This is a genomic window from Pseudomonas sp. FeS53a (assembly GCF_000931385.1).
Taxonomy (GTDB): Bacteria; Pseudomonadota; Gammaproteobacteria; order Pseudomonadales; family Pseudomonadaceae; genus Metapseudomonas; species Metapseudomonas otitidis.
In genome coordinates, this window is the sequence record NZ_JYFT01000007.1 from 64,333 (window position 1) to 88,140 (window position 23,808).

General features: G+C 68.7%; 26 protein-coding genes. 15 read left to right on the top strand and 11 right to left on the bottom strand.

Annotation, left to right across the window (positions count from 1 at the left end):
- Nucleotides 1-40 precede the first annotated feature (40 nt).
- From hemC to SZ55_RS02615, 4 genes are read left to right on the top strand one after another with little or no spacing between them, the layout of a single operon-like run.
- Nucleotides 41-979 (top strand): hydroxymethylbilane synthase, encoded by a 939-nt coding sequence (gene hemC, locus SZ55_RS02600; RefSeq protein ID WP_044400842.1) that lies wholly within the window; start codon nucleotides 41-43, stop codon nucleotides 977-979.
- The gene (locus SZ55_RS02605; RefSeq protein WP_044400845.1) at nucleotides 976-1,746 is read left to right on the top strand and encodes a uroporphyrinogen-III synthase; all 771 of its coding nucleotides are present in this window, start codon (nucleotides 976-978) and stop codon (nucleotides 1,744-1,746) included. Before hemC ends, SZ55_RS02605 begins: the two co-directional genes overlap by 4 nt.
- A gap of 16 nt (nucleotides 1,747-1,762) precedes the next feature.
- Nucleotides 1,763-2,935, top strand: a complete 1,173-nt coding sequence (locus tag SZ55_RS02610; protein ID WP_044400848.1) for a uroporphyrinogen-III C-methyltransferase — start codon at nucleotides 1,763-1,765, stop codon at nucleotides 2,933-2,935.
- Nucleotides 2,932-4,164, top strand: coding sequence for a heme biosynthesis HemY N-terminal domain-containing protein (locus tag SZ55_RS02615; RefSeq protein WP_044400851.1), 1,233 nt, complete (start codon nucleotides 2,932-2,934; stop codon nucleotides 4,162-4,164). Before SZ55_RS02610 ends, SZ55_RS02615 begins: the two co-directional genes overlap by 4 nt.
- On the opposite strand, the gene SZ55_RS02620 is transcribed toward SZ55_RS02615, so the two are convergent.
- Nucleotides 4,152-5,237 (bottom strand): PQQ-dependent sugar dehydrogenase, encoded by a 1,086-nt coding sequence (locus tag SZ55_RS02620; RefSeq protein WP_044400854.1) that lies wholly within the window; start codon nucleotides 5,235-5,237, stop codon nucleotides 4,152-4,154. The two genes, SZ55_RS02615 and SZ55_RS02620, sit on opposite strands and share 13 nt — an antisense overlap.
- A gap of 104 nt (nucleotides 5,238-5,341) precedes the next feature.
- Between SZ55_RS02620 and SZ55_RS02625 the strand changes: the two genes are divergently transcribed.
- Both SZ55_RS02625 and SZ55_RS02630 read left to right on the top strand, forming a co-directional pair.
- Nucleotides 5,342-5,833, top strand: coding sequence for a disulfide bond formation protein B (locus SZ55_RS02625; protein ID WP_044400857.1), 492 nt, complete (start codon nucleotides 5,342-5,344; stop codon nucleotides 5,831-5,833).
- Between the two features lie 241 nt (nucleotides 5,834-6,074).
- A complete protein-coding gene (locus tag SZ55_RS02630) occupies nucleotides 6,075-6,539 on the top strand; it encodes an Rsd/AlgQ family anti-sigma factor (RefSeq protein ID WP_044400860.1) in 465 nt (154 codons plus the stop codon).
- Here SZ55_RS02630 and SZ55_RS02635 read toward each other — a convergent pair whose 3' ends face one another.
- Nucleotides 6,540-7,181, bottom strand: coding sequence for an FKBP-type peptidyl-prolyl cis-trans isomerase (locus SZ55_RS02635; protein ID WP_044400863.1), 642 nt, complete (start codon nucleotides 7,179-7,181; stop codon nucleotides 6,540-6,542).
- 128 nt (nucleotides 7,182-7,309) lie between these two features.
- On the opposite strand from SZ55_RS02635, the gene SZ55_RS02640 reads away from it, so the two are divergent.
- Complete coding sequence (locus SZ55_RS02640) at nucleotides 7,310-8,266, top strand: AlgP family protein (protein ID WP_044400865.1); 957 nt, start codon at nucleotides 7,310-7,312, stop codon at nucleotides 8,264-8,266.
- On the opposite strand, the gene SZ55_RS02645 is transcribed toward SZ55_RS02640, so the two are convergent.
- The gene (locus tag SZ55_RS02645) at nucleotides 8,263-8,721 is read right to left on the bottom strand and encodes a TIGR02444 family protein (RefSeq protein WP_044400868.1); all 459 of its coding nucleotides are present in this window, start codon (nucleotides 8,719-8,721) and stop codon (nucleotides 8,263-8,265) included. The genes SZ55_RS02640 and SZ55_RS02645 overlap by 4 nt on opposite strands.
- Before the next feature lie 50 nt (nucleotides 8,722-8,771).
- Between SZ55_RS02645 and SZ55_RS02650 the strand changes: the two genes are divergently transcribed.
- The 4 genes from SZ55_RS02650 (at nucleotide 8,772) to SZ55_RS02665 (ending at nucleotide 12,367) form a co-directional block, all read left to right on the top strand.
- Nucleotides 8,772-10,688: an ATP-binding cassette domain-containing protein gene (locus tag SZ55_RS02650; RefSeq protein WP_044400871.1), complete on the top strand. Its 1,917-nt coding sequence runs from the start codon at nucleotides 8,772-8,774 to the stop codon at nucleotides 10,686-10,688.
- Entirely contained in the window at nucleotides 10,688-11,227 is a 540-nt protein-coding gene (locus tag SZ55_RS02655) for a mechanosensitive ion channel family protein (protein WP_044400874.1), read from the top strand. The genes SZ55_RS02650 and SZ55_RS02655 overlap by 1 nt, the downstream gene beginning before the upstream one ends.
- An 80-nt stretch (nucleotides 11,228-11,307) precedes the next feature.
- Complete coding sequence (locus SZ55_RS02660) at nucleotides 11,308-11,940, top strand: LysE family transporter (protein ID WP_044400877.1); 633 nt, start codon at nucleotides 11,308-11,310, stop codon at nucleotides 11,938-11,940.
- An 88-nt stretch (nucleotides 11,941-12,028) separates the two neighbouring features.
- Nucleotides 12,029-12,367 carry a hypothetical protein gene (locus tag SZ55_RS02665; protein ID WP_044400880.1) on the top strand — a complete coding sequence of 113 codons (339 nt, stop codon included), beginning with the start codon at nucleotides 12,029-12,031 and terminating at the stop codon, nucleotides 12,365-12,367.
- Nucleotides 12,368-12,411: 44 nt separating this feature from the next.
- Here the strand turns inward: SZ55_RS02665 and SZ55_RS02670 are convergent, their stop codons facing one another.
- Genes SZ55_RS02670 through SZ55_RS02685 form a run of 4 tightly spaced genes read right to left on the bottom strand, consistent with a single transcriptional unit; the run spans nucleotide 12,412 to nucleotide 15,546 of the window.
- Complete coding sequence (locus SZ55_RS02670) at nucleotides 12,412-13,155, bottom strand: hypothetical protein (RefSeq protein ID WP_044400883.1); 744 nt, start codon at nucleotides 13,153-13,155, stop codon at nucleotides 12,412-12,414.
- A 3-nt stretch (nucleotides 13,156-13,158) separates the two neighbouring features.
- A complete protein-coding gene (gene lpoB / locus SZ55_RS02675; protein WP_044400886.1) occupies nucleotides 13,159-13,752 on the bottom strand; it encodes a penicillin-binding protein activator LpoB in 594 nt (197 codons plus the stop codon).
- Between the two features lie 31 nt (nucleotides 13,753-13,783).
- Nucleotides 13,784-14,140 (bottom strand): YcfL family protein, encoded by a 357-nt coding sequence (locus SZ55_RS02680; RefSeq protein WP_044400889.1) that lies wholly within the window; start codon nucleotides 14,138-14,140, stop codon nucleotides 13,784-13,786.
- Nucleotides 14,141-14,148: 8 nt separating this feature from the next.
- Nucleotides 14,149-15,546: a COG3014 family protein gene (locus SZ55_RS02685; protein ID WP_044400892.1), complete on the bottom strand. Its 1,398-nt coding sequence runs from the start codon at nucleotides 15,544-15,546 to the stop codon at nucleotides 14,149-14,151.
- A 258-nt stretch (nucleotides 15,547-15,804) separates the two neighbouring features.
- On the opposite strand from SZ55_RS02685, the gene SZ55_RS02690 reads away from it, so the two are divergent.
- Entirely contained in the window at nucleotides 15,805-16,257 is a 453-nt protein-coding gene (locus SZ55_RS02690) for a YaiI/YqxD family protein (protein ID WP_044400895.1), read from the top strand.
- On the opposite strand, the gene SZ55_RS02695 is transcribed toward SZ55_RS02690, so the two are convergent.
- The 3 genes from SZ55_RS02695 to SZ55_RS02705 form a co-directional block, all read right to left on the bottom strand.
- Nucleotides 16,258-16,728, bottom strand: coding sequence for a thioesterase family protein (locus tag SZ55_RS02695; RefSeq protein WP_044400898.1), 471 nt, complete (start codon nucleotides 16,726-16,728; stop codon nucleotides 16,258-16,260).
- Nucleotides 16,729-16,874: 146 nt separating this feature from the next.
- Nucleotides 16,875-17,534, bottom strand: coding sequence for an isoprenoid biosynthesis glyoxalase ElbB (gene elbB, locus SZ55_RS02700; protein WP_044400901.1), 660 nt, complete (start codon nucleotides 17,532-17,534; stop codon nucleotides 16,875-16,877).
- A gap of 13 nt (nucleotides 17,535-17,547) precedes the next feature.
- A complete protein-coding gene (locus SZ55_RS02705; protein ID WP_044400904.1) occupies nucleotides 17,548-18,381 on the bottom strand; it encodes a dienelactone hydrolase family protein in 834 nt (277 codons plus the stop codon).
- 116 nt (nucleotides 18,382-18,497) lie between these two features.
- Between SZ55_RS02705 and SZ55_RS02710 the strand changes: the two genes are divergently transcribed.
- Nucleotides 18,498-19,730, top strand: a complete 1,233-nt coding sequence (locus SZ55_RS02710) for a sterol desaturase family protein (RefSeq protein WP_044400908.1) — start codon at nucleotides 18,498-18,500, stop codon at nucleotides 19,728-19,730.
- A gap of 1 nt (nucleotide 19,731) precedes the next feature.
- On the opposite strand, the gene SZ55_RS02715 is transcribed toward SZ55_RS02710, so the two are convergent.
- Complete coding sequence (locus SZ55_RS02715) at nucleotides 19,732-20,328, bottom strand: DedA family protein (protein ID WP_162484930.1); 597 nt, start codon at nucleotides 20,326-20,328, stop codon at nucleotides 19,732-19,734.
- Nucleotides 20,329-20,564: 236 nt separating this feature from the next.
- Here SZ55_RS02715 and hemB point away from each other — a divergent pair, with 236 nt between their 5' ends.
- Together hemB and ppk1 are read left to right on the top strand one after the other, a co-directional pair.
- Entirely contained in the window at nucleotides 20,565-21,578 is a 1,014-nt protein-coding gene (gene hemB / locus SZ55_RS02720; protein ID WP_044400911.1) for a porphobilinogen synthase, read from the top strand.
- A 19-nt stretch (nucleotides 21,579-21,597) separates the two neighbouring features.
- Complete coding sequence (gene ppk1, locus SZ55_RS02725) at nucleotides 21,598-23,802, top strand: polyphosphate kinase 1 (RefSeq protein ID WP_044400914.1); 2,205 nt, start codon at nucleotides 21,598-21,600, stop codon at nucleotides 23,800-23,802.
- Nucleotides 23,803-23,808 lie beyond the last annotated feature (6 nt).

Below are 23,808 nucleotides of genomic sequence, written 5' to 3' on the forward strand. Positions count from 1 at the left end.
CTGTTATCATGCCGGGCAGTCTCGCTTCCGGAATTCCTACATGCCCCGCGAAATCCGCATTGCCACCCGCAAGAGTGCCCTGGCCCTGTGGCAGGCCGAATACGTCAAGTCCGCCCTGGAACAGGCCCATCCCGGCCTGCGCGTCAGCCTGGTGCCCATGGTCAGCCGGGGCGACAAGCTGCTCGACGCGCCGCTGGCGAAGATCGGTGGCAAGGGCCTGTTCGTGAAGGAACTGGAAACCGCCCTGCTGGAGAACGAGGCCGACATCGCCGTGCACTCCATGAAGGACGTGCCGATGGACTTCCCCGAGGGCCTGGGCCTGTTCTGCATCTGCGAGCGTGAAGACCCGCGCGACGCCTTCGTCTCCAACCGTTTCGACAGCCTCGAGGCCCTGCCCGCCGGCAGCATCGTCGGCACCTCCAGCCTGCGCCGCCAGGCCCAATTGCTGGCCCGTCGCCCGGACCTGCGCATCCACTTCCTGCGCGGCAACGTGAACACCCGCCTGGCCAAGCTGGACGCCGGCGAGTACGACGCCATCATCCTCGCTGCCGCCGGCCTGATCCGCCTGGGCTTCGAGGACCGCATCCGCTCCTCCATCAGCGTCGACGACAGCCTGCCCGCTGGCGGCCAGGGTGCCGTGGGCATCGAGTGCCGCACCGCCGATGCCGAAGTGCACGCCCTGCTCGCTCCGCTGCACCACCGCGACACCGCCGTACGGGTGAGCGCCGAGCGGGCCCTCAACAAGCGCCTCAATGGCGGTTGCCAGGTGCCCATCGCCTGCTACGCCGTGCTCGAGGGCGACCAGCTCTGGCTGCGCGGCCTGGTGGGCCAGCCCGATGGCAGCCAACTGCTGCGTGCCGAGTCCCGCGCGCCGGCGGATGAAGCCGAGCAACTGGGCGTGCGCGTGGCCGAAGACCTGCTCGGCCAGGGCGCGGAAACCATCCTCAAGGCGGTCTATGGCGAGGCTGGCCATCCGTGACAGGCTGGCGCCTGCTGATCACCCGTCCTCGCGACGACAGTGAAGCCCTGGCCGCCCTGCTGGCCGCCCGGGGCGTGCACAGCGCCTGCCTCCCGCTGCTGGAGATCGAGCCGCTGGACGAAGCCCCCGGGCAAAGCCAGTCTCTCCTCGAACTCGACCGTTACAACGCCATCGTCGTGGTCAGCAAACCGGCCGCGCGCCTCGGGCTGGCCCGCATGGACCGCCATTGGCCGCAGCCGCCTGCCGGCCCGGTGTGGTTCAGCGTCGGCGCCGCCACCGGCCAGGTGCTGGCCGAGCGTGGGCTCGACGTGCATTGGCCAACCGACGGCGACGACAGCGAAGCCCTGCTGGCCCTGCCCCGTTTCACCGAGGTACTCGCCGGCCCGGCGCCCCGTGTATTGATCATGCGGGGCGAGGGTGGCCGAGAATTCCTGGGCGAACGTTTGCGCGGCCAAGGCGCCTCGGTGGACTATCTGGAACTCTACCGCCGCCGTTTGCCGGCCTACCCGGAAGGCGTCCTGCCGCGCCTCATCCAGGCGGAACGCCTGAACGGCCTGGTGGTCAGCAGTGGGCAGGGCCTCCAGCACTTGCTGGAGCTGGCGGCCGACGCCTGGCCGCACCTGGCCCGTCTACCCTTGTTCGTTCCCAGCCCCCGAGTGGCCCAGTGGGCCCGGGACGCTGGGGCGCTTGATGTTGTGGATTGCCGCGGTGCCAGCGCCGCGGCTCTTTTGGCGGCACTGGAGAACCAACCAGCCCCGGCCCCCTGATGCAAAGGATGGATACGTGAGCGAAGCAGACCTGGTGAAACCCGAGCAGCAATCCCCGGCTTCCGAGGCCGTCGTGCCCCCCACCGGCAAGCCCGCCGCGCGAGGCAACGGCCTTGCCCTTCTCGCCCTGCTCATCGGCGCCGCCGGTTCCGGCGTCGGCGGCTGGAGCCTCTGGCAACTGCACGCCATCGAGGCCCGTGACCAGCAGCAGCAAAGCCTGGTGCAGGACGCCCAGGGGCGCGCCCAGAGCCTGGAACAGAGCGACAAGCGCCTGGCCGAGCGCATCGACCGCCTGCCGACCCCCGAGGAGCTGGACGAGCGTCGCCGCCTGCTGGCCAACCTGCAGAACGACCAGCAGCGCCTGAGCCAGCGGGTGGAAAGCGTCCTCGGCGCCAGCCGCAAGGACTGGCGCCTGGCCGAGGCCGAGCACCTGCTGCGCCTGGCCAGCCTGCGCCTCTCCGCCCTGCAGGACATCACCAGCGCCAAGGCCCTGGTGGAAGCCGCCGACGACATCCTCCGCGAGCAGGACGACCCGGCCGCCTTCGGCGCCCGCGAGCAGCTTTCCCGCAGCCTCGAAGCCCTGCGCACCACCCCGCAGCCGGACCGCACCGGCCTGTTCCTCCAGCTCTGCGCCCTGCGCGAGCAGGCTGCCAGCCTGCAGCCCCTGGCCCCGGCTTTCGAGGACAAGGGCGGCGTGCTGCGCAACATGGCCGCCGAAGGCGACGGCGGCAGCTGGTGGGGCGAATGGCTGGAGAAGCTTTCCCACTACTTCCGCATCCAGTTCGATGCCGACCAGAACATCAAGCCGCTGCTCAGCGGCCAGGGCCTGTCCCAGGTCCGCCTGGCCCTCTCCCTGGCCCTGGAGCAGGCCCAGTGGGCGGCGCTGCACGGCCAGACCCAGGTCTACCAGCAGGCGCTGAAGCAGGCCCGGGACGTGCTGGACACCCAGTTCAACGATGAGAACCCCGAGAGCCGCGCCCTCATGGCCCGCCTTGGCGAGCTCGCCGAGCAGCCGGTCGAAGTCAGCACGCCGGACCTGGCCCCGGCCCTGGAGGCCGTCCAGGCCTACCTCGCCCGTGGCCAGCGCATCGCCGAGCCCAAGGGCCAGGCCAAGGCCCCGGCGCAGGCTGAGCCGGCCGCCGGCCAGGACCTCGAAGACACGCCGGCAGCGGAGGGCCAGGGCCAATGAGACGCATCGTCCTGATCCTTCTGCTGGTGGCCGCTGCGGTCGCCCTGGTGGGCGTCGCCGTGGTCCAGCACCCCGGCTACGTGCTGTTCGCCTACAAGGGCTTCCGCTATGAATCCAGCCTCTGGGCCTTCCTCGCCCTGGTAGCCGTGCTCGCGCTGCTGGTGTGGGGCGTACGCCTGGTGCTGAGCCTGATCTTCGTCTCCGGCGGGGTGATCAACCCCTGGTCGCGACGCAATGCCCGGCGCCGCGTGCGCCTGGCCTCGGAGCAGGGCCTGCTCGACCTGGCCGAAGGCCGCTGGGCCCGTGCGCTGCGCCACCTGCGCCGCGCCGCCGAGGCGGATCCGCAACCGCTGATGTTCTACCTGGGCGCGGCCCGCGCGGCCAACCGCATCGGCCAGTACGAAGAGAGCGACCAACTGCTGGAGCGGGCCCTGGAGCGCCAGCCCCAGGCTGAACTGGCCATCGCCCTGGCCCATGCCGAGCTGCAGCAGGAGCGTGGCGACCTGAATGGCGCGCTCGACACCCTCAAGGCCATGCACGAGCACCACCCCAAGCACCACCAGGTGCTGCGCCAGCTGGTCCAGCTGCAGCGCCAGCGCGGCGACCTGGCGGCCCTGGTGGGGCTCGTCCCGGAGCTGCGCAAGAACAAGGCCCTGCCGGAGTCGGAGATCGCCCAGCTGGAACTGAATGCCTGGAGCGAGCGCCTGGTGCATGCCGGGCAGGCCGGCTTGAACGAGGGCGAGAACGCCCTCAATCCCCTGATCCAGGCCTGGCAGCACCTGTCTGCCGACCAGCGTGCCGAACCGCGCCTGGTGCTGGCCTTTGCCGAGCAGCTGCGCCACCTGGGCGCCGAGCCCGAAGCCGAGGAAGCCGTGCGCATCGCCCTCAAGCGCGGCTACGACCGCGAGCTGGTGCGCTTCTACGGCCGCCTGCGCGGGGCTGACCCGGCGCGCCAGCTGCAGACCGCCGAGGGCTTCCTCAAGGAGCAGCCGGGCGATCCGGTGCTGTTCCTCACCCTGGGCCGCCTGAGCCTGCAGAACAGCCTGTGGGGCAAGGCCCGCGACTACTTCGAGACGGGCCTGAGCTTCGGCCGCGAGCCGGAACTGTGTGGCGAGCTGGCACGCCTGCTGGCGCACATGGGCGAGCTGGAGCGCAGCAACCAGCTGTTCCAGGAGGGCCTGGCGGAGCGCCTGCCCCGCCTGCCGCAACCCGCCGATCAGCGCGCCTGATCGGCCTCGTAGCGAATGCGGTAGATCGCCCCGGCCTGGTCGTCGCTCACCAGCAGCGACCCGTCCGGGGCCACCAGCACATCGGCAGGCCGACCCCAGGCCTGCTGCCCCTGCAGCCAGCCTTCGGCGAACACGCTCTGGCGTTTCAGGCTGCCGTCCCCATTCAGTTCCACGCGCTTGATGCGGTAGCCGATCTTCTGGCTGCGGTTCCATGAGCCGTGCTCGGCGATGAACAGGTTGTCGCGGTACGCCGCCGGGAACTGCGTGCCCGTGTAGAAGCGCAGGCCCAGCGGGGCCACGTGGGGTCCGAGCCTGGCCACTGGCGGCACGAATTCGCTGCAGGCCCGCCCGCCGAATTGCGGGTCGGCCACCGTGCCGGCGTGGCAGTAGGGGAAACCGAAATGCGGGTTGGTGGTGCTGATCCGGTTGAGTTCGCAGTCCGGCACGTCGTCCCCCATCAGGTCGCGGCCGTTGTCGCTGAACCACAGTTGCCCGGTCTTCGGGTGCCAGTCGAAGCCGACGGTGTTGCGGATGCCCCGGGCCACCAGCTCCAGCCCGCTGCCGTCGGGGTTCATGCGGTGCAGGGCAGCGTACAGGTCCGGGTCGCGCTCGCAGACGTTGCAGGGCGCGCCCACCGGCACGTACAGCTTGCCGTCCGGGCCGAAGGCAATGAACTTCCAGCCATGGTGGGTCTCCGTGGGGAAGTCCGGGCCGACTTGCTCGGGGCTGGGTGGCGCGTCCAGCCGCGACTCGATGTCGCGCAGGCGGAGGATGCGGCTGACCGCCGACACATAGAGGTCGCCCTCGTGGAAGGCGACGCCCACGGGCATCTGTAGGCCCTTGGCGATGATGCGTGCGCGACCGTTGCCCGGGTCTACTGCATAGACGTTGCCGGCGGCGTTGCTGCCGACGAACAGGGTGCCGTCCTCGCCCCAGGCCATTTCCCGGGCGTTGGGCACCTCGTCGCTGAGCACCTCGATGCGAAAACCCGGTGGCAGCCGGATCTGTTCCAGGGGCAGCCGGGCCTCGGCCAGCAGCGGGGCGAGCAGCAGGAGCGGGATCAACCGACGCATGGCGTTCTTCTCCGGATGGGTACCCGCTGCAGACTAGCCCGTCGTCTTGAAAGGCCAAGGCCCTTCCTCTACCGTAACGGCCTTTCATTTCCCTGGGAGCCGCCATGAGCCTGGCCAGCCCGCGTCCGCTTTTCTTCGCCGCCTTCCTCGCCTGCGTCGCCGTGATGGCCGGTGCCCTCTACCTGGAGCACGTGGAGGGGCTGGAGCCCTGCCCGCTGTGCATCGTCCAGCGCATCTTCATCATCCTGTTCGGCATCGCCTGCCTGGCGGCGGCGCTGCACAACCCGCAGGTCAAGGGGCGTCGCGTCTACTCGGTGCTGGCGCTGCTGTTCGCCGCCGGTGGTGCCGCCACTGCAGGGCGCCAGGTCTGGCTGCAGGGTGTTCCGGCCGACCAGCTGCCGGCCTGCCTGCCGAGCCTGGAGTTCATGATGGAGGCGCTGCCGTTCCAGGAGATCGTCAAGCTGATGCTCCATGGCACCGCCGATTGCGCCGAGGTCACCTGGACGCTGTTCGGCATGAGCATCCCCGAGTGGAGCCTGCTGGCCTTCGCCGGTTGCATCCTCTTCTCGCTGTACCAGCTGCTGCGCCGCGCCTGACTCCCCTTCCCGCCATGCCTGGCCCCAGCAGGCCAGATATGGCGCGGCCCGACGATCAAACGCCTGTATGAAATTTTCCCGCCGGGTGCCTTGAAGGCATTTCGGCAGCGGCATACTCTGGCCCGCACGTGACGTCGGAAAGCTGCCGCTTCCATGTCCCGTCTCCCTTCACATGCCCCGATCGACAAAAAACCGTCTCGGCGCAGACGACAGCATCAATGGTTAGGGACGCGAGGTCATCATGCTCGAGAGCTGCAAGAACGCCCAGGAACGCTGGGGTGGCGTACACCAGTTGATCGACCGCTGGTTGCAGGAACGCCAGGAACTCATCGGCGTCTTCACCCGCCTGGACCACAGCCCCGAGGTGCCATCGCCCGAGGCGCTGCAAGGCTTCTGCGAAGTGCTGGTGGACTACGTCTCGGCCGGCCACTTCGAGGTCTACGAGCAACTGATGAATGAGGCGCGGGCCTTTGGAGATCAGCGCGGCCTGGAACTGGCCAAGCAGATCTACCCGCGCATCGAGGCCATCACCGAGGCCGCGCTCGGCTTCAACGACTGCTGCGACGGCAGCGAGAACCGCGAGATCTGCTTCAAGACCGAGCTGAAACGCCTGGGGCAACTGCTGCACGAGCGCTTCGACCTGGAGGACTGCCTCATCGAGGTGCTGCACACCGCCCACCAGGACCAGGCGACCCAGCTCGCCTGATCACTTCGTTTCGAGCAGCTCCAGCTCGAACACCAGGGGCGCATGGGGTGGGATCACATCCCCGGCGCCCTCCGCTCCATAGGCCTTCTCCGAAGGAATCACCAGCCGCCAGCGTGCGCCCACCGGCATCTGCTGCAGGGCTTCCCGCCACCCCGCGATGACGCTGTCCAGGCGGAACCACTGCGGCGTGCTGCTCTCGTCGAACACGCTGCCATCGGCCAGCTGGCCGCGATAGGCCACCCGCACCTGGCCGTTGGCCGAAGGCTTCGGGCCGCTGCCGTGGCGCAGCTCGGTCACCAGGATGCCGCCGGGCAACTCCTTCACGCCGTACTTGCCCCGCTCCAGGGCCAGGAAATACTTCTCTGCCGTCTGCGCCCGCTTCGTACTCGAGCCCGCCTGCTCCAGGCTCGCTTCGTGGTGTTCCAGGAGCTTCTCCATGCGTGCCGGGTCCAGCTCGGGTTTCTCGCCCTTGTAGGTCCGCGAAAGCCCGCGCAGCAGCTCGTCCAGCGGCAGCCCCGGCGCCTCGGCGCGCAGACGCTCGCCGATCTTCGCGCCCATGCTGTAGGCGAGGTCCTTCTGGTCGTCCGCCGCATGCGCGGCACCCAGCAGCAGGCACAGGGGCAACAGGGCGAGACGGCGCATGGAAAACACTCCGGAAGGCAGGGGCTGCGATTATGCCAGCGCCGTGAACCGGTGCGCGGCAGGGAGCTAGCGACGCGTTGAATCGGGGTCTAGTATGGGCCGCACCATCGACCGCCCGGAGGCGCGCCATGTCGGCCAAGAAGAAGCCCGTTAGCACCCCGCTGCACCTGCTCCAGCAACTGTCCCACAGCCTGATCGAACACCTCGAGAACGCCTGCAGCCAGGCGTTGGTCGATGCCGAGAAACTGCTGACCAAACTGGAGAAGCAGCGCGGCAAGGCCCAGGAGAAACTCCACGGCGCCCGCACCAAGCTGCAGGACGCCGCCAAGGCCGGCAAGGCCAAGGCCCAGGCCAAGGCGAAGGACGCCATCGCCGAGCTGGAGGAGCTGCTCGAAGCCCTCAAGGCCCGCCAGGCCGAGACCCGTGCCTACATCATCGAGCTCAAGCGTGATGCCCAGGAAAGCCTCAAGCTGGCCCAGGGCGTCGGCAAGGTGAAGGAAGCCGCCAACAAGGCCCTCGCCGCCCGTGAAGCCAAGGCCAAGCCGGCCACCAAGGCTGCAGCCAAACCTGCCGCCGCCAAACCGGCTGCCAAGCCCGCCGTGAGCAAGGCCGTGCCCGCCAAGGCCGCGAAGCCGGCCGCGGCCAAACCCGCCGCCAGCAAGGCCGCCGCGAAACCCGCTGCCAAGCCTGCCGCGAAGGCGCCGGCCAAGGCTGCGAGCAAACCGGCCGCCAAACCGGCCAGCAAGCCTGCCGCTGCCAAACCGGCTGCCAGCAAGGCCGCCCCGGCCAAGCCGGCTGCAGCAGCTGCCAAACCAGCGGCAGCCAAAGCACCGGCCGCCAAGGCCCCGGCCAAGGCAACCGCCGCGAAACCGGCTGCTGCCAAGCCCGCTGCTGCCAAGCCCGCTGCGGCCAAGCCTGCTGCTGCGAAACCCGCCGCCAAGCCGGCCGCCAAACCCGCTGCCAAGCCCAAGGCTGTAGCCAAGGCTCCTGCGGCCAAGCCGGCCACGCCGGCTGCACCCGCCGCGGCTCCGGCTGCTCCTGCTGCGACCCCCGAGTCCGCCGCTCCGGCGACGCCGTCCGCCTAAGGCGTCCGGCCTGCGGCGCGCAGTCGATCCAGCGCGTCGCAGGCCTTCCCGGCATCCCCCGCCAAGGCCTCCAGCCAACCGTCCTGCTCGTCCTGGCCTACCGGCCAATGCGCGGCAGCCTGCTCCAGGCGCGCCAGCAATGCCCGCTCCGCGTCCAGCTCCAGGTCCTTCAACCGCTGCCGCAGGGCCGCCCGTTCCCCATCCTGTTGCGCACCGTCTCGCCAGTCCTGGCGCAGGCGACGCAGGGGCATCACCACGTCTCGCTGCCAGGGTTCCGCCAGATTGCGCAGGGCGTCGCAGCGCTCGGGCGTGCAGGTGACGCCGCGCGTCTCCAGCCAACGGGCTGCCAGCAACAGGCAGACGTCCGCGCCCTCTTCCTGAAGCGCCAGGCAGGCCGCCTCGACGCCGGGCCGGGCGTAGAGTTGCAGGGCGAAATTCCATAGATCGGGGGGCATGGCGTGTACCGGGCGGTGGCGGAATGAAGCTGATAAACTCCGCCGCCATTATGATCCGACTCCAGAACCTCACTCTACAGCGCGGTCCCCAGCGCCTGCTCGAAGGCGCCGAACTGACCCTGCACACCGGCCAGAAGGTCGGCCTCATCGGCGCCAACGGTGCCGGTAAATCCAGCCTCTTCGCCCTGCTGCGCGGCGAGCTCGGCCCCGACGCCGGCGATTGCTTCGTGCCGGCCGACTGGCGCATCGCCCACATGCGCCAGGAGGTGGACACCCTCGACCGCCTGGCGGTGGACTACGTCCTCGACGGCGACGTGCACCTGCGCCGCGTGCAGGCCGAACTGGCCGCCGCCGAGGCCGGCCATGACGGCACCGCAATCGCCCGCCTGCACATCGAGCTGGACAGCGCCGACGGCTACACCGCCGATGCCCGCGCCCGCAAGCTGCTGGCCGGCCTGGGCTTCACTGCCGAGCAGATGGACCGCCGCGTCGGCGACTTCTCCGGTGGCTGGCGGATGCGCCTGAACCTGGCCCAGGCGCTGATGTGCCCGTCTGAGCTGCTGTTGCTCGACGAGCCCACCAACCACCTGGACCTCGACGCCATCCTCTGGCTGGAGGAGTGGCTCAAGGGCTACCCCGGCACCCTGCTGCTGATCTCCCACGACCGCGACTTCCTTGATGCCGTGGTGGACAACGTCGCCCACCTGGAGCAGCAGAAGCTGACCCTCTACCGCGGCGGCTACTCGGCCTTCGAGCGCACCCGCGCCGAGCGCCTGGCGCAGCAGCAACAGGCCTACGAGAAGCAGCAGGCCCAGCGTGCGCACATGGAGAAGTACATCGCCCGCTTCAAGGCCCAGGCCACCAAGGCCCGCCAGGCGCAGAGCCGGATCAAGGCCCTGGAGCGCCTGGAGGAACTGGCGCCTGCCCACGTCGATTCGCCCTTCGATTTCGTCTTCCGCGAGGCAGACAAGATCTCCAGCCCACTGCTGGACGTGTCCGAAGGCCAGCTTGGCTACGGCGACAAGGTGGTGCTGCAGCAGGTCAAGCTGCAGCTCGTTCCCGGCGCGCGCATCGGCCTGCTCGGCCCCAATGGCGCGGGCAAGTCCACCCTGATCAAGACCCTTTCCGGTGAGCTGGCGCCTGTCGCCGGACGCCTGGCCCGGGGCGAGAACCTCGCCATCGGCTACTTCGCCCAGCACCAGCTGGACTCCCTCGATCCCAAGGCCAGCCCGTTGCTGCACCTGCAGCGCATCGCCCCGGCCGAGCGCGAGCAGACCCTGCGCGATTTCCTCGGCGGCTTCGACTTCCGCGGCGACCGCTGCGACGAGCCGGTGCTGAACTTCTCCGGTGGCGAGAAGGCGCGCCTGGCCCTGGCGCTGATCGCCTGGCAGAAACCCAACCTGCTGCTGCTCGACGAACCCACCAACCACCTGGACCTGGAGATGCGCCTGGCGCTGACCATGGCCCTGCAGGAGTTCGCCGGCGCGGTGCTGGTGGTCTCCCACGATCGCCATCTGCTCAAGAGCACCACTGACGAGTTCCTGCTGGTGGCCGACGGCCGCATCCAGCCCTTCGATGGCGACCTCGACGACTACGCCCGCTGGCTGGTCGACTACCGTGCCCGCCAGGCGCCGGCCAGCAGCGCTCCCTCGGCCCCCAATGGCGCCGGCACCGACAAGCGCGCCCAGCGCCAGGCCGCCGCCGCCCTGCGTCAGCAACTGGCGCCGTTCAAGAAGCAGGCCGAGAAGCTGGAGAAGGATCTGGGCAAGGTCCACGAGCAACTGGCCGAGGTGGAAACCCGCCTGGGCGACGCCGGCCTCTACGAATCGGCGCGCAAGGACGAGCTGCGTGAGGCCCTGGCCGAACAGGCCCGCCTGAAGGCCCGCGAGGCCGAGCTGGAAGAACAGTGGCTGGAAGCCCTGGAGCACCTCGAGTCGCTGCAGGCCCAACTGGAGGCCGCCGACTGATGGACGAGCTCGACCTGCTGGCCGCCTGGAGCGAGCCGCTGATCCGCAGCGCCCAGGTGCTGCTCATCCTGTTCCTCGCCTGGCTGGTCCAGCGCCTGGTGACGCGGGGCATCACCCGCCTGGGCAATCGCTACCCGCAGCTGCCCCAGGAGTTGCTGCTGCCGCTGCGCGGCCTGCTGCGCTGGATGATCCTGGGCAGCGCCTTCATGTTGGTGCTGGAGCGCCTGGGGGTGTCGGCCGAGGTGCTGTGGACGGCCATCACCGGCTTCACCGCCGTGGCAGCGGTGGCGTTCTTCGCCATCTGGAGCGTCCTCTCCAACATGTTCTGCGCGGTGCTGATCTTCTCCCTCGGGCCGTTCCGCCTGGGCGACACGGTGGAGGTGGTGGATAGCGCCGACAAGCCCGGTGTGAAGGGCCGCGTGGTGGCCATCAACCTCTTCTACACCACTCTGCAGGACGTCACCGAAGGGGCCGCTGGCGCGCTGATCCAGGTGCCCAACAGCCTGTTCTTCCAGAAGGCCGTGCGCCGCTGGCGCTGAGCGCCGGCCGGGGGCTGTGCAGCGAACCCGCTGCGGAGTAGGCTGCCTGACCCCAACCCTGAAATTCCCGAGGTCCTGCCATGGCTCTGCACACCTGGCTCGCATTTCTGGTCGCCTGCTGGGTGATCAGCCTGTCCCCTGGCGCGGGCGCCATCGCGTCCATGTCCTCCGGCCTGCAATACGGCTTCCTGCGTGGCTACTGGAACGCCATCGGCCTGCAACTGGGCCTGGCGCTGCAGATCGCCATCGTCGCTGCCGGCGTGGGCGCCATCCTCGCCACCTCGGCCATGGCCTTCGGCCTGATCAAGTGGTTCGGCGTGGCCTACCTCGCCTACCTGGCCTACCGTCAGTGGCGCGCGCTGCCCAGTGACCTCGACGCCGGTGCCGGCGAGCGTCCTCTCGGGCGGCCGCTGACCATGGTGCTGCGCGGCTTCCTGGTGAACGTGAGCAACCCCAAAGCGATCGTCTTCATGCTCGCCGTGCTGCCGCAGTTCATCGATCCCCACGCCCCGCTGCTGCCGCAGTATCTGGTGATGGGCGCGACCATGATCACCGTCGACCTGATCGTCATGGCCGGCTACACCGGCCTGGCTGCCAAGGTGCTGCGCCTGCTGCGCTCCCCGGCCCAGCAGCGCACCATGAACCGCACCTTCGCTGCGCTGTTCGTCGGCGCTGCCGCCCTGCTGGCCACCGTACGCCGCGCCCCGGCGTGATGCAGTCGATGCCCCAAGCGTGACCCGGCGCCGCGACAGCGCGGCGCCCGGTCAATAGGCTGCCGGTCTTCTTTTGCGGAGCACCGGCATGCCGCCATCCCATACCCACGCCGGGGTCTACGGCGACTCCCCCGACCTCGCCATCGCCCCCGTCAGCCACCCGCCGCTGGAGCGTGCGCTGCATGCCGCCTGCCGTGACATGGGCTTGACCGAGGCCTACCTGGCCGCCCTGCGCGACCCCGCCATCGGCCCCGAGCCGCGCCTGCTGCTGGGCGTGACGGGCTCCGACCTGGGCGGCCGTCGGCGCCTGGCGACGCTGGTGGCGCAGATGCTGCCGGATGAGCTGGAACTGGACCTGATCGAACTGGAGGACGACAGCCTCTCCAACGCCCTGCGCGAGTGCTGCCAGGCGTTCTACCGGGTCTGAGGGAGTCGGACGGGCGACCCCTGTGGGCCGCCCGTCGCGCCGGGTCAGCGCAGGATGCGCGCCGGCTCGTCCGGCGGCAGCGCCGGCTGCATGGGCTGGACGTCGAAGGTGGTGGTGCCACCGCCCAGCTGCTCTTCCATCTGCCGGGCGACGTCTTCGCCCAGCGAGCGCGACACCTCGCGCACCACGCGGCCACGGTTGTGGCTGATGCGTGCATCACGGCCGTTCACCAGCTTCACGTCCTGGGCTTCGCCCATGGCGGTGAAGGCCGAGGACACCTGGAAGGTCTTGGTGTCGATCAGGCTGAAGTCCGCCACCAGGGTCAGGCCCAGCACGCTGGAGTAGCTGTCGGTGTTGTCCAGGGCGTTGGTGTCCTGGCGGAAGTCCGCATCCGACACGGTGCCGAACAGCACGTAGTCGGCACCGGGGAACTGCCCGTCACGGATACGCTGGATCACGTCGTAGATCGCCTGGCTTTCCGGGTCGCCGCTGAAGGGGCGGGCCTGGACGAGCTGGAAGCGCCCGCGCTTGATGATCTCGCCACGGATGTCCCCGGAGAACTTGCGCAGCTCGCCGCGCTCGACGTAGCTGTAGTTGCCCTCTTCCTCGTGGTAGCTGCTGGAGGAATGCCCGGTGTAGGGGCCGTACTGGGCGTTGTCCTTGGAGTCGACGGTGCGGAAGTACTGGCTCACCTGCTGCTCGTAGGCCAGGTCCGCCACCGCCACCTTGGGTGCGGCCTGGCTGGCGAAGGCCAGGGCCGCGGCCAACAGGCCGATCAGTGCTCGCATGGGTCAGCGCTCCGTGGTCTTGCGGATTTCCTTCTCGTCCATCCACTCAGCCAGGCCGCTTTCCACGTCGATCAGCTGCAGGCTGAACTTGTAGAACACGTCCTTGTAGTCGCTGCTGCGCTTGACGATGGAGCTGATGGAGCCTTCGAGACGGTACTTGGCGGCGACCATGTTGCCGGTCTTGGCGACGGTGGAGTTCTTGTACAGGCCGCTCTGGTTCTGCAGCTTGAGCTGGTCCACCTGGCTCTGCATGTCGGTGTTGTCGCTGGCGAAGCGGGCGGTGCCGGACTTCAGCAGCTGGGTCTTGATGCTGGTGGTGATCTCGCGGGTGTCGATGTATTCGCTGGTCTTGTTCTTCACGTCGTAGACCTGGATCACCGGGCGGCCGCGCAGCACGCCGGACTGGGCCAGGGAACGGGTCATGGACTCGGCGATCATCTGCAGGTCGGTGGAGCCGAATTCGTTGGTGATCAGCTCGACGGCCTTGCTGTCACCGTAGCTGATGTTGCCGCCGCCGAGCACCGGCGAGGGCTTGGAGGCGCAGCCGGAAACGGCGATGACAAAGGCGGCGATGCAGGTGGTGCGGAAAAGGCGCATGGGGGCTCTCGCTTGACGGTCGGGTTCAGGGTCAGTCAGGGGTGTTCATTTCCAGGCGGAAGTCGGTGGCCTGGGGCACCGGCGCGATGGCGGGCAGGTAGGTGGTCTGCGAGCCGTAGAGGGGCAGGGCCTTCCAGGCTTCCTCGCCGGCGACCGGGAAGCCGTCCTTGTCCAGCCAGGCGAAGCGGTAGTAGAGGGTGCGGTTCTGCTTGTGGGTGTTGACCAGCTTCACCTTGACGGTGAGGAAACCGTTCTCGCGGGCGACGCGCATGGTGTCGACCTCGATGTCCTCCACCTCGCCCATGGGGGCCAGCTTGCTGGAGGCGGTTTCGTGGCTGCAGCCGGTGAACAGGGCCAGGGTGAGCCCGGCGATCAGTAAGGTGCGCATGTGTGTCCTCAGGGCGTGTGGGTGCTGGCCACGGCGGGCACGCCGGGCGTTGGGGTTCGGGTGGCGGCGCCGTGGGCGAAGACCTGGCCGGCCACCACGCGGACGGGGATGACCTGGTAGGGCCGTTCCACCTTCAGATCCAGCTCGGCGAGCCCGTGGGCGGTGGGCAGGGTGAGGCGGTGCTCGCCCCGGCTCAGGCGCAGGCGGGCGACGCGGATGCTGTTGGGCAGGGTGCGCCAGGTGCGTTCGTCGGCGCCTTCGGTGAGGGTCGACATCAGGCCCACGGCGAGGCTCGCCCAGGGGTTGCCGTTGTCGTTCAGCTGCTTCTGTGCCACCCCACGGGAGACGGCGCGCACGGTGGTGCGCAGGATGATCCCGGGCATGTCGTCCAGCAGGGCGCGGTAGGACATGGCGCGGATGCTGCCCAGCTCGGTGAGCTCGGCGGCCTCGCCGTCGATCAGCAGGTCGGAAGGCGGGCGGGTGGTGTTGTCGTCCCGCAGTACCGGGAAGGACACGGTGCTGACCACCAGGCCCGAATCCAGGGGCAGCGGCAGGGGGATGCGCACCGAGTCACGGGCCGGGGCGAAGCCACTCTGGATCACCACCAGCACCTCGCTTTCGTCCGCCTCCGGTGGCGGTGAGTCGAGGTCCAGCAGGGCCTGTTCCAGCAGCGGCGTCTCCGGGCGCAGTTCGGCGGCCTTGCGGTAGCCGGGGGCGGCCAGGCCGCGCTCGCCGAGGGCTTCGTAGACGAAGCCGGCGAGGTAGTGGCTGAAGGCGCTCTGGTAGCTGTTCTTCAGCCCCAGCACCTCGGGGGCGTTGAGGGCGCCCACCGGGTAGCCGTTGAGGTCCTTCAGTTCGGTGGTGACGCCCTGGCGCTCGGCCTCTTCCTCGCGCTCGAGGTATTCCTTGTCGCGCAGTTCGGCGATCAGCGCCTCGCGTTCGTGGGTCTTCTTGATCTCGGTGCGGGCGCTGTCGAAGTCGTCGAGGGCCAGGTCGTTGAGGGCCATTTGCGTGGTCAGCATGACCTTCTCGTAGTCGTAGCCCTCGTAGCGGCGCATCTTGTCGTTGATCAGGTAGGCGCTGAACTCGGCCAGGTAGCGGCCCGGGTCGGCCTTGACCGCCTCCTCCCACCGGTACACCTGCTGGTCGGCCTGGCGCCAGGCGGCCTGGCTGCCGGCAAAGTCGCCCCGGGAGCGCAGCAGTTCGCCCTTCTCCAGGTAATACAGCAGGTCCTTGTCCTCGCCGTCGTTGTTGGCTTCGAGCAGGCCGATGGCGCCGTCGACGTTGCCGCTGGCGAGGTACTGGCTGGTTTCGGTGAGTTCGCTCTGGTAGCTGCGAAAGGCAGTGCAGCCGCTGAGCGCGAGGGGGATGCAGACCGCGAGGGCGGTGAGTGCACGGGGGAGCATGACGGCCTCTTCCAATCCTTGATACTGCCAGCCGGTGAGGGCTGATCCAGGCGTGCACTGGCTGTACGGCGGCGTCCTGCCAATCCCCACGCGAGGGGGCTTCGTCACGGTGTCGGGACGAGCCGGCGCAGTATATGCGAAAAGGCCGTGCGGTGATGGCGCCCCGATGGCAACGAAGCCGCGTACGATTCGTCTCCCGTCGGCGTCGGAGCCCGTCCGCTGGCATACTGCGCGCCCATTTCCCTGCAGGAGACGCCCATGCGTGTGTGGATCGATGCCGATGCCTGCCCCCGGGCAGCCAAGGACCAGGTCATCAAGTTCGCCCTCAAGCGCCACTTCGAGGTGGTGCTGGTGGCCGGCCAGAGCCAGGTCAAGCCGGCCTTCGCCTGCGTGCGCCTGGTGGTGGTGCCCAGCGGGCCGGATGCGGCGGACGATCACCTGGTGGAGCAGGCCGAGCCGGGCGACCTGGTGATCTGCAGCGATGTGCCGCTGGCCGACCGGCTGATCAAGAAGGGCGTGGCGGCCCTCGACCCTCGGGGCCGCGAGTTCGACGAGCGCAACATGGGCGAGCGCCTGGCGGTGCGCAACCTGATGACCGACCTGCGCGACCAGGGCCAGATGGGCGGCGGCCAGGCCCCCTATGGCGAGCGCGAGCGCCAGGCCTTCGCCAATGCGCTGGACCGCCTGTTGACACGTCTCAGCCGGGGCTGATCAGCCGCAGAGGTAGGTAGCCGTCCCCACCGCCACCAGCGTGCCGTCGTCGGCATGCAGTTCCGAACGCACCACCGCCACCTTGTTGCCCGCGCGCAGCGGCACCGCCGTGGCGGTGAACCGCGCGCCGCGCCCGGGGCGCAGGTAGTCGATGCGCAGGTCGATGGTGCCGAGCTTCGAGAGCCGCGCCATGCGTTCGCCGGTGGACAGGTGCTGGTGCCGCTGAAAGGCGCCGATCAGCGCCATGGCGCCGCCGGTCACGTCCAGCAGCGAGGCGATCACGCCGCCGTGGAGGATGCCGTGGACGAAGTTGCCGATCAGCTCGGGCTTCATCGGCAGGTGCATGGTCACCCGCTCGGCGGACAGCTCGTCCAGCTGGATGCCGAGGGACTGGTTGAAGGGGATGCGCTCGAAGAACTGGCGCACCGCGTCCTGCAGCTCCGGGGTGAGGATGAAGGTGTTGTCGGGCATGGCGCACCTGGGCACGAAAGGCAGGGATTCGACGCTGCCGCAGCCGTGGGTGCTCGGACAAGGGGGCTGGCCCGTGCAGCGGAGGGAATGGCCGGATCGGCCTGGAGGGGCGGCCGGGCGGCCGCTCCTCACGGGTCAGGCGCGGGTCAGGCGTGGGTCAGTTCCAGCACCCGGTCCACCAGCTTGTAGATGCCGGAGGCGGCTTCGCTGATGGACTGCGCCAGCATGTAGGCCGGGGTGCTCACCAGCTTGCGCCCTTCGTCCTCGACGATGTCGCCGACGGCGCATTCGACGTGCTGGGCGCCCATGCTTTCCAGGGCCTTGGCGGTGTCGGCGTCGTTGCCGATGGTGCAGGCGACGCCCTCGCCGTAGATCTTCGCCGCCAGGTGCGGCGCGATGCAGATCAGGCCAACGGGCTTGCCGGCCTGGGCGAAGGCCTGGGCGGCGGCGAGCACGTCCGGCTGGACCTGGCAGGCAGGGCCGTTGAAGGCGAAGTCGCTGAGGTTCTTCGCGGCACCGAAGCCTCCGGGGATGATCAGCGCGTCGAAGTCCTCGGCCTTCAGCTCGCGCACGTCCTTCACGGCGCCACGGGCGATCCGCGCGGACTCGGTGAGCACGTTGCGGCTTTCGGGCATTTCCTCGCCGGTGAGGTGGTTGAGCACGTGGTGCTGGGCGACGTTGGGGGCGAAGCACTGCACCTTGGCCCCGCGCTGGTCCAGGCGCAGCAGGGTGATGACGCTCTCGTGGATCTCGGCGCCGTCGTAGACACCGCAGCCGGACAGGATGACGGCAACGTGCTTGTTCATGGTTCTCTCCTTTTCACGGGGCTGCCCCCAGGGTTTCCTGGAGGAAGGCCTGGGCTTGCCGATGGGCATCCTCGGCCAGCCCGGGTTGGTAGGTATTCAGGTCACTGCGCTGGTCGAACACATGGCCGGCCCCGGCGTACTGCACCACCTGCAGCCGCTCCGGCGAAAGCCCCTCCATGGCCGATAGACACTGGCGCGGGTCGGTGATTCGATCCGCCGTGCCGAGGAACATCAGCACGGGGGCGCTACGGGCCACGCCCTGGCGCAGGTGGGCGGGGAAACCGCAGTAGGGGTAGAAGGCGATGGCGCCGCGCACGCCGTCGAGCGCGCCGTCTCCGGCAGCAGGGAAGCCGTGGCCGGCAGCGCCGTCGTAGGCGAGCGCGTCGAGGACGGTCCAGCCGCCATGGGAGTAGCCCAGCAGGGCCAGGCGCTGGCGGTCTACCTTGGGCATCGCACGGGCCAGGTCGAGGGCGGCATAGACATCCAGGGCGCGCTCGTTGCCCCACAGGCGCTTGCCGTCGCAGACCGGGTGCCAGTCGCGGATGTCGCGGGCGCCGAAGCTGTCGACGAACAGCAGGGCATAGCCCTGGGGCAGCAGCCAGTCACGCACGTTGTCGACGAAGCCGGGGCTCTGCCCGCTGCAACCGTGGAACACCAGCACCGTGGGGAACGGGCCGTCACCGGCGGGGGTGTACAGGCTCAGGTGGTCGGCCAGGCGCTGGCGCGCGGTGGGCAGGTCGTCCGCCACCGGCAGCAAGGCCTGGCGATAGGGGTAGAGGCCCAGCAGGGCGGCGCTGGCAGTGGCCAGCAGGAGGAGCGAGAGCAGTCGTCTGAGAGGTGTACGCATCTGTCGTCATATGCCGGTCGGGCTGTCATGCCGCGCCAGGGGCGGCGGGCCGCTCGGGCGTAGCATCGAGGCTGGCAATCCTAGCCCCTGCAACGTCCGAACGATACGGCCTTCCCATGAATTACGTCCTCTACGCGGTTCCCGTGTTCTTCCTGCTGATCGGCCTCGAACTGCTCGCCGATCGCTGGCGTGGCGTGCGCACCTACCGCACCGCCGATGCGATCAACAGCCTCAGCGCGGGGGTGCTGTCCACCACCTGCGGGCTGCTCACCAAGACGGTGGGCGTGCTCACCTACACCCTCGCCTGGCAGCACCTGGGGCTGCTGGCGCCGGACCCGGCCAGCCCCTGGACCTGGGTGGCGGCCTTCGTCTTCTACGACTTCTGCTACTACTGGAACCACCGCCTGGGCCATGAGCGCAACGTGCTCTGGGCGGCGCATTCGGTGCACCACCAGAGCGAGGAGTACAACCTGTCCACGGCGCTGCGGCAGACCAGCACCGGCTTCATCTTCGGCTGGATCTTCTACCTGCCGATGGCTTTGGCCGGCATCCCGCCGCTGGTGTTCCTGACGGTGGCGGCGATGAACCTGCTCTACCAGTTCTGGGTGCACACCCGCCATGTGCCGAAGCTGGGGCCGCTGGAGTGGGTGTTCATTACCCCGTCCAACCACCGGGTGCACCACGCGCAGAACCCGGTGTACATGGATCGCAACTACGGTGGCGTGTTCATCCTCTGGGACCGGCTGTTCGGCACCTTCCAGGAGGAGCTGGACGAGGAGCCGGTGGTGTTCGGGGTGACCACGCCGCTGGCCAGCTGGAACCCGCTGTGGGCCAACCTGCAGTTCTACGTCCAGCTGTGGCAGGACGCGGCGCGCGCACGCTCCTGGTGGGACCGGCTGCGCATCTGGTTCATGCGCACCGGCTGGCGGCCGGCGGACGTGGCCGAGCGCTACCCGCTGGCCAAGCCGGACCTGGCCCGCTTCCGCAAGTACGAGGTGCCGTTGCCGCCGGCCCGCACCGCCTACGCGGCGCTGCAGTTCACGCTGTACCTGCTGGGGGGCAGCTACCTGTTGGCAAAAGGGGACGGGATGGGGCTGCCGGCACTGCTGCTGGGCGGGGGCTGGCTGGCGTTCGGCCTGTTCGCCATCGGTGCCTGGCTGGAGAACCGGCCCTGGGCGATGGGGCTGGAGCTGGCGCGGCTGGCGTCCTGCGGGGTGCTTGCCGGGGCGGCTGGGTCGGTGGGGCTGGGTGTGGTGACGATGCCGGTCGGGGTGGGCCTGGGGCTGTACCTGGTGGTCAGCCTGGGGCTGCTGGCCGGGCTGCGCATGGCCCGGCCGGTGACGGCCTGAGTCAGCTTTCCTCGCTGCTTTCCCGGCGGCGTTCCTCACGGATGGCGCGGCTGTTGCGGATGCGACGGCGCAGCCAGAGCGCCAGGCCGATCAGCACCAGGCCGCCCAGCACCATCAGCTCGTAGCGCTTGAGGTTACCGAGCATGCCTTCGAGCACGGCGCCGAAGTGGTAGGCGGCAAAGCCCAGGGCCAGGGCCCAGACGATGGCACCGATGCCGTTGAGGATGAGGTAGCGCAGCGGCGGGTAGCCGGACAGGCCGATGGCCACCGGCATCACGGTGCGCAGGCCGTAGACGAAGCGGAAGCTCAGTACCCAGATGTCCGGGTGGCGGCGGATGTGGTCCAGCGCCTTGTCGCCCATGGCCTGCCAGCGCGGCCGGCGGGAGAGGATCTGGCGGCCCTTGTGGCGGCCCAGGTAGTACCACAGCTGGTCACCGGCGTAGCTGCCGCAGAAGGCGGTGGCGACGACCACGTTGATGTCCATGTAGCCGCGGAACGCGAGGAATCCGGCCAGGACGAGAATGGTCTCGCCCTCAAAGAAGGTACCGAGGAAGAGGGCGAAGTACCCGAAATCCTGGAGGAATTGTTGCAGCATCATCAGGCAGCGCGGCAAAAATGAACGCGCAGCCTAACCGGGATGCCGTCGCGGGGAAAGCTCCCCGGGTTGGCCAGTGGCCAGCCGATGGTCGGCTTGTGAACCCGTCGGGGCTTGCGCGGTCGGGTTTTGCGCCTGTCGACGCGACCAAGGGTCGCTGTCATGCATTGTTACCATTCGGTCATAATTGCCCGCTTAAAATGTCGCACTGTGTCCGCCCCCGGACCCTGGAGTATGCCGTGAGCTTTACCCCCGCCAACCGCCTGTTCCCTGCTACCCGCCTGCGCCGCAACCGCCGTGATGACTTCTCCCGCCGCCTGGTGCGCGAGAACACCCTGACCGTCGATGACCTGATCCTGCCGGTGTTCGTGCTCGATGGCGAAAACCGCCGCGAAGCCGTGCCCTCGATGCCGGGCGTGGAGCGCCTGTCCATCGACCTGCTGCTGGACGCGGCCGAGCATTGGGTGGCCCTGGGGATCCCGGCGCTGGCGCTGTTCCCGGTGACCCCGCTGGAGAAGAAGTCCCTCGACGGTGCCGAAGCCTGGAACCCGGACGGCATCGCCCAGCGCGCCATCCGCGCCCTGCGTGCCCGCTTCCCGGAGCTGGGGGTGATCAGCGACGTGGCCCTGGACCCGTTCACCACCCACGGCCAGGACGGCATCCTCGACGAGGACGGCTACGTCCAGAACGACATCACCGTGGACGCACTGGTCAAGCAGGCCCTCTCCCATGCGGAGGCGGGTGCCCAGGTGGTGGCCCCTTCCGACATGATGGACGGCCGCATCCAGGCCATCCGCGAGGCCCTGGAGCTGGCCGACTTCCCCAACGTGCGGATCATGGCCTACTCGGCCAAGTACGCCAGCGCCTACTACGGCCCCTTCCGTGACGCGGTGGGTTCGGCGGCCAACCTGGGCAAGGCCAACAAGGCCAGCTACCAGATGGACCCGGCCAACGGTGATGAAGCCCTGCACGAAGTGGCAGCGGACCTCGCCGAAGGTGCCGACATGGTCATGGTCAAGCCGGGCATGCCCTACCTGGACATCGTCTGGCGCGTGAAGGAGGCCTTCCGCGTGCCGACCTTCGCCTACCAGGTCAGCGGCGAGTACGCCATGCACATGGCGGCCATCCAGAACGGCTGGCTGAGCGAATCGGTGATTCTCGAATCGCTGACCGCATTCAAACGCGCCGGCGCCGATGGCATTCTTACCTACTTCGCGGTGCGTGCCGCAGAAATGCTCAAGAAGGGAGCCTGACTCCCCAGCAGGAACTTGAATGAACACCGACGGATTGAATACAGCCGCAACCCCCGACACCCAGACCGCCCCGGAGCAGCCGGTGGTGGAGGCCCAGGTTCCCGCACCGGCTCCCGTGGAGGCGCCCCCGCCTCCCGCGCCGATCCCGGGCCTGGATGACAGCAGCCTGTACATCCATCGGGAGCTGTCGCAGCTGCAGTTCAACATCCGTGTCCTGGAGCAGGCGCTCGACGAGACCTACCCCCTGCTCGAGCGCCTCAAGTTCCTGCTGATCTTCTCCAGCAACCTCGACGAGTTCTTCGAGATCCGCGTCGCCGGCCTGAAGAAGCAGATCAATTTCGCCCGTGAACAGGCCGGTGCCGACGGCCTGCTGCCGCACCAGGCGCTGGCCCGCATCAGCGAGCTGGTGCACGAGCAGGTGGGGCGGCAGTACAGCATCCTCAACGACGTGCTGCTGCCGGAGCTGGCCAAGCACCAGGTCAACTTCATCCGCCGCCGCTACTGGACGCCCAAGCTCAAGACCTGGGTGCGCCGCTACTTCCGCGACGAGATCGCGCCGATCATCAGCCCCATCGGCCTCGACCCGACGCACCCCTTCCCGCTGCTGGTGAACAAGAGCCTCAACTTCATCGTCGAGCTGGAGGGCGTCGATGCCTTCGGTCGTGATTCCGGCCTGGCGATCATCCCGGCGCCGCGCCTGCTGCCACGGGTGATCCGCGTGCCGGAGGAGATCAGCGGGCCGGGGGACAACTTCGTGTTCCTCTCCTCGATGATCCACGCCCACGCCGACGACCTGTTCCCCGGCATGAAGGTGAAGGGCTGCTACCAGTTCCGCCTGACCCGTAACGCCGACCTCGCGGTGGACACCGAGGACGTGGACGACCTGGCCCGCGCGCTGCGCGGCGAGCTGTTCTCCCGTCGCTATGGCGATGCGGTGCGCCTGGAGGTGGCGGACACCTGTCCGAAGCACCTGTCCGACTACCTGCTCAAGCAGTTCGGCCTCTCCGAGGGCGAGCTGTACCAGGTCAACGGGCCGGTGAACCTGACCCGCCTGTTCAGCATCACTGGGCTGGACAGCCACCCCGAGCTGCAGCACCCGAGCTTCACGCCGGTGATCCCCAAGCTGCTGCAGAAGGCCGAGAACCTGTTCAACGTGGTGGGCAAGCAGGACATCCTGCTGCTGCACCCCTTCGAGTCCTTCACCCCGGTGATCGACTTCCTGCGCCAGGCGGCCAAGGATCCCAACGTCCTCGCCATCAAGCAGACCCTGTACCGTGCCGGTGCCAACTCCGAGATCGTCGACTCCCTGGTGGAGGCGGCGCGCAACGGCAAGGAAGTGACGGCGGTGATCGAGCTGCGCGCGCGCTTCGACGAGGAGTCCAACCTGCAGCTGGCCAGCCGCCTGCAGCAGGCCGGCGCCGTGGTCATCTACGGCGTGGTGGGCTTCAAGACCCACGCCAAGATGATGCTCATCCTGCGTCGCGAAGGCGGTGAGCTGCGCCGTTACGCCCACCTGGGCACCGGCAACTACCACGCCGGCAACGCGCGCCTGTACACCGACTACAGCCTGCTGACGGCGGACGAGGCCCTCGGCGAGGACCTGCACAAGCTGTTCAACCAGCTCATCGGCATGGGCAAGACCCTGCGCATGAAGAAGCTGTTGCATGCGCCCTTCACGCTGAAGAAGACCATCCTCGACATGATCGCCCGCGAGGCCCAGCACGCCAGCGAGGGCAAGCCGGCGCACATCATGGTGAAGGTCAACGCGCTGACCGACCCGAAGGTGATCCGCGCCCTCTACAAGGCCAGCCAGAGCGGCGTGAAGATCGACCTGGTGGTGCGTGGCATGTGCTGCCTGCGCCCGGGTATCCCGGGGGTGTCCCACAACATCCAGGTGCGCTCGATCATCGGCCGCTTCCTCGAGCACAGCCGGATCTACTACTTCCTCAACGATGGCGACGAGAAGCTCTACCTCTCCAGTGCCGACTGGATGGAGCGCAACCTCGACATGCGGGTGGAGACCTGCTTCCCGGTGGAAGGCAAGAAGCTCATCACCCGGGTGAAGAAGGAGCTGGAGACCTACCTGGCCGACAACACCCACAGCTGGGCCTTGCAGCCCGATGGCCGCTACCTGCGCAACAGCCCCAGCGGCAACCAGAACCCGCGCAACGCGCAGGCCATCCTGCTGGATAAACTGCTCAACCCGCCGATCAGCGCGCGCTGAGCGCGG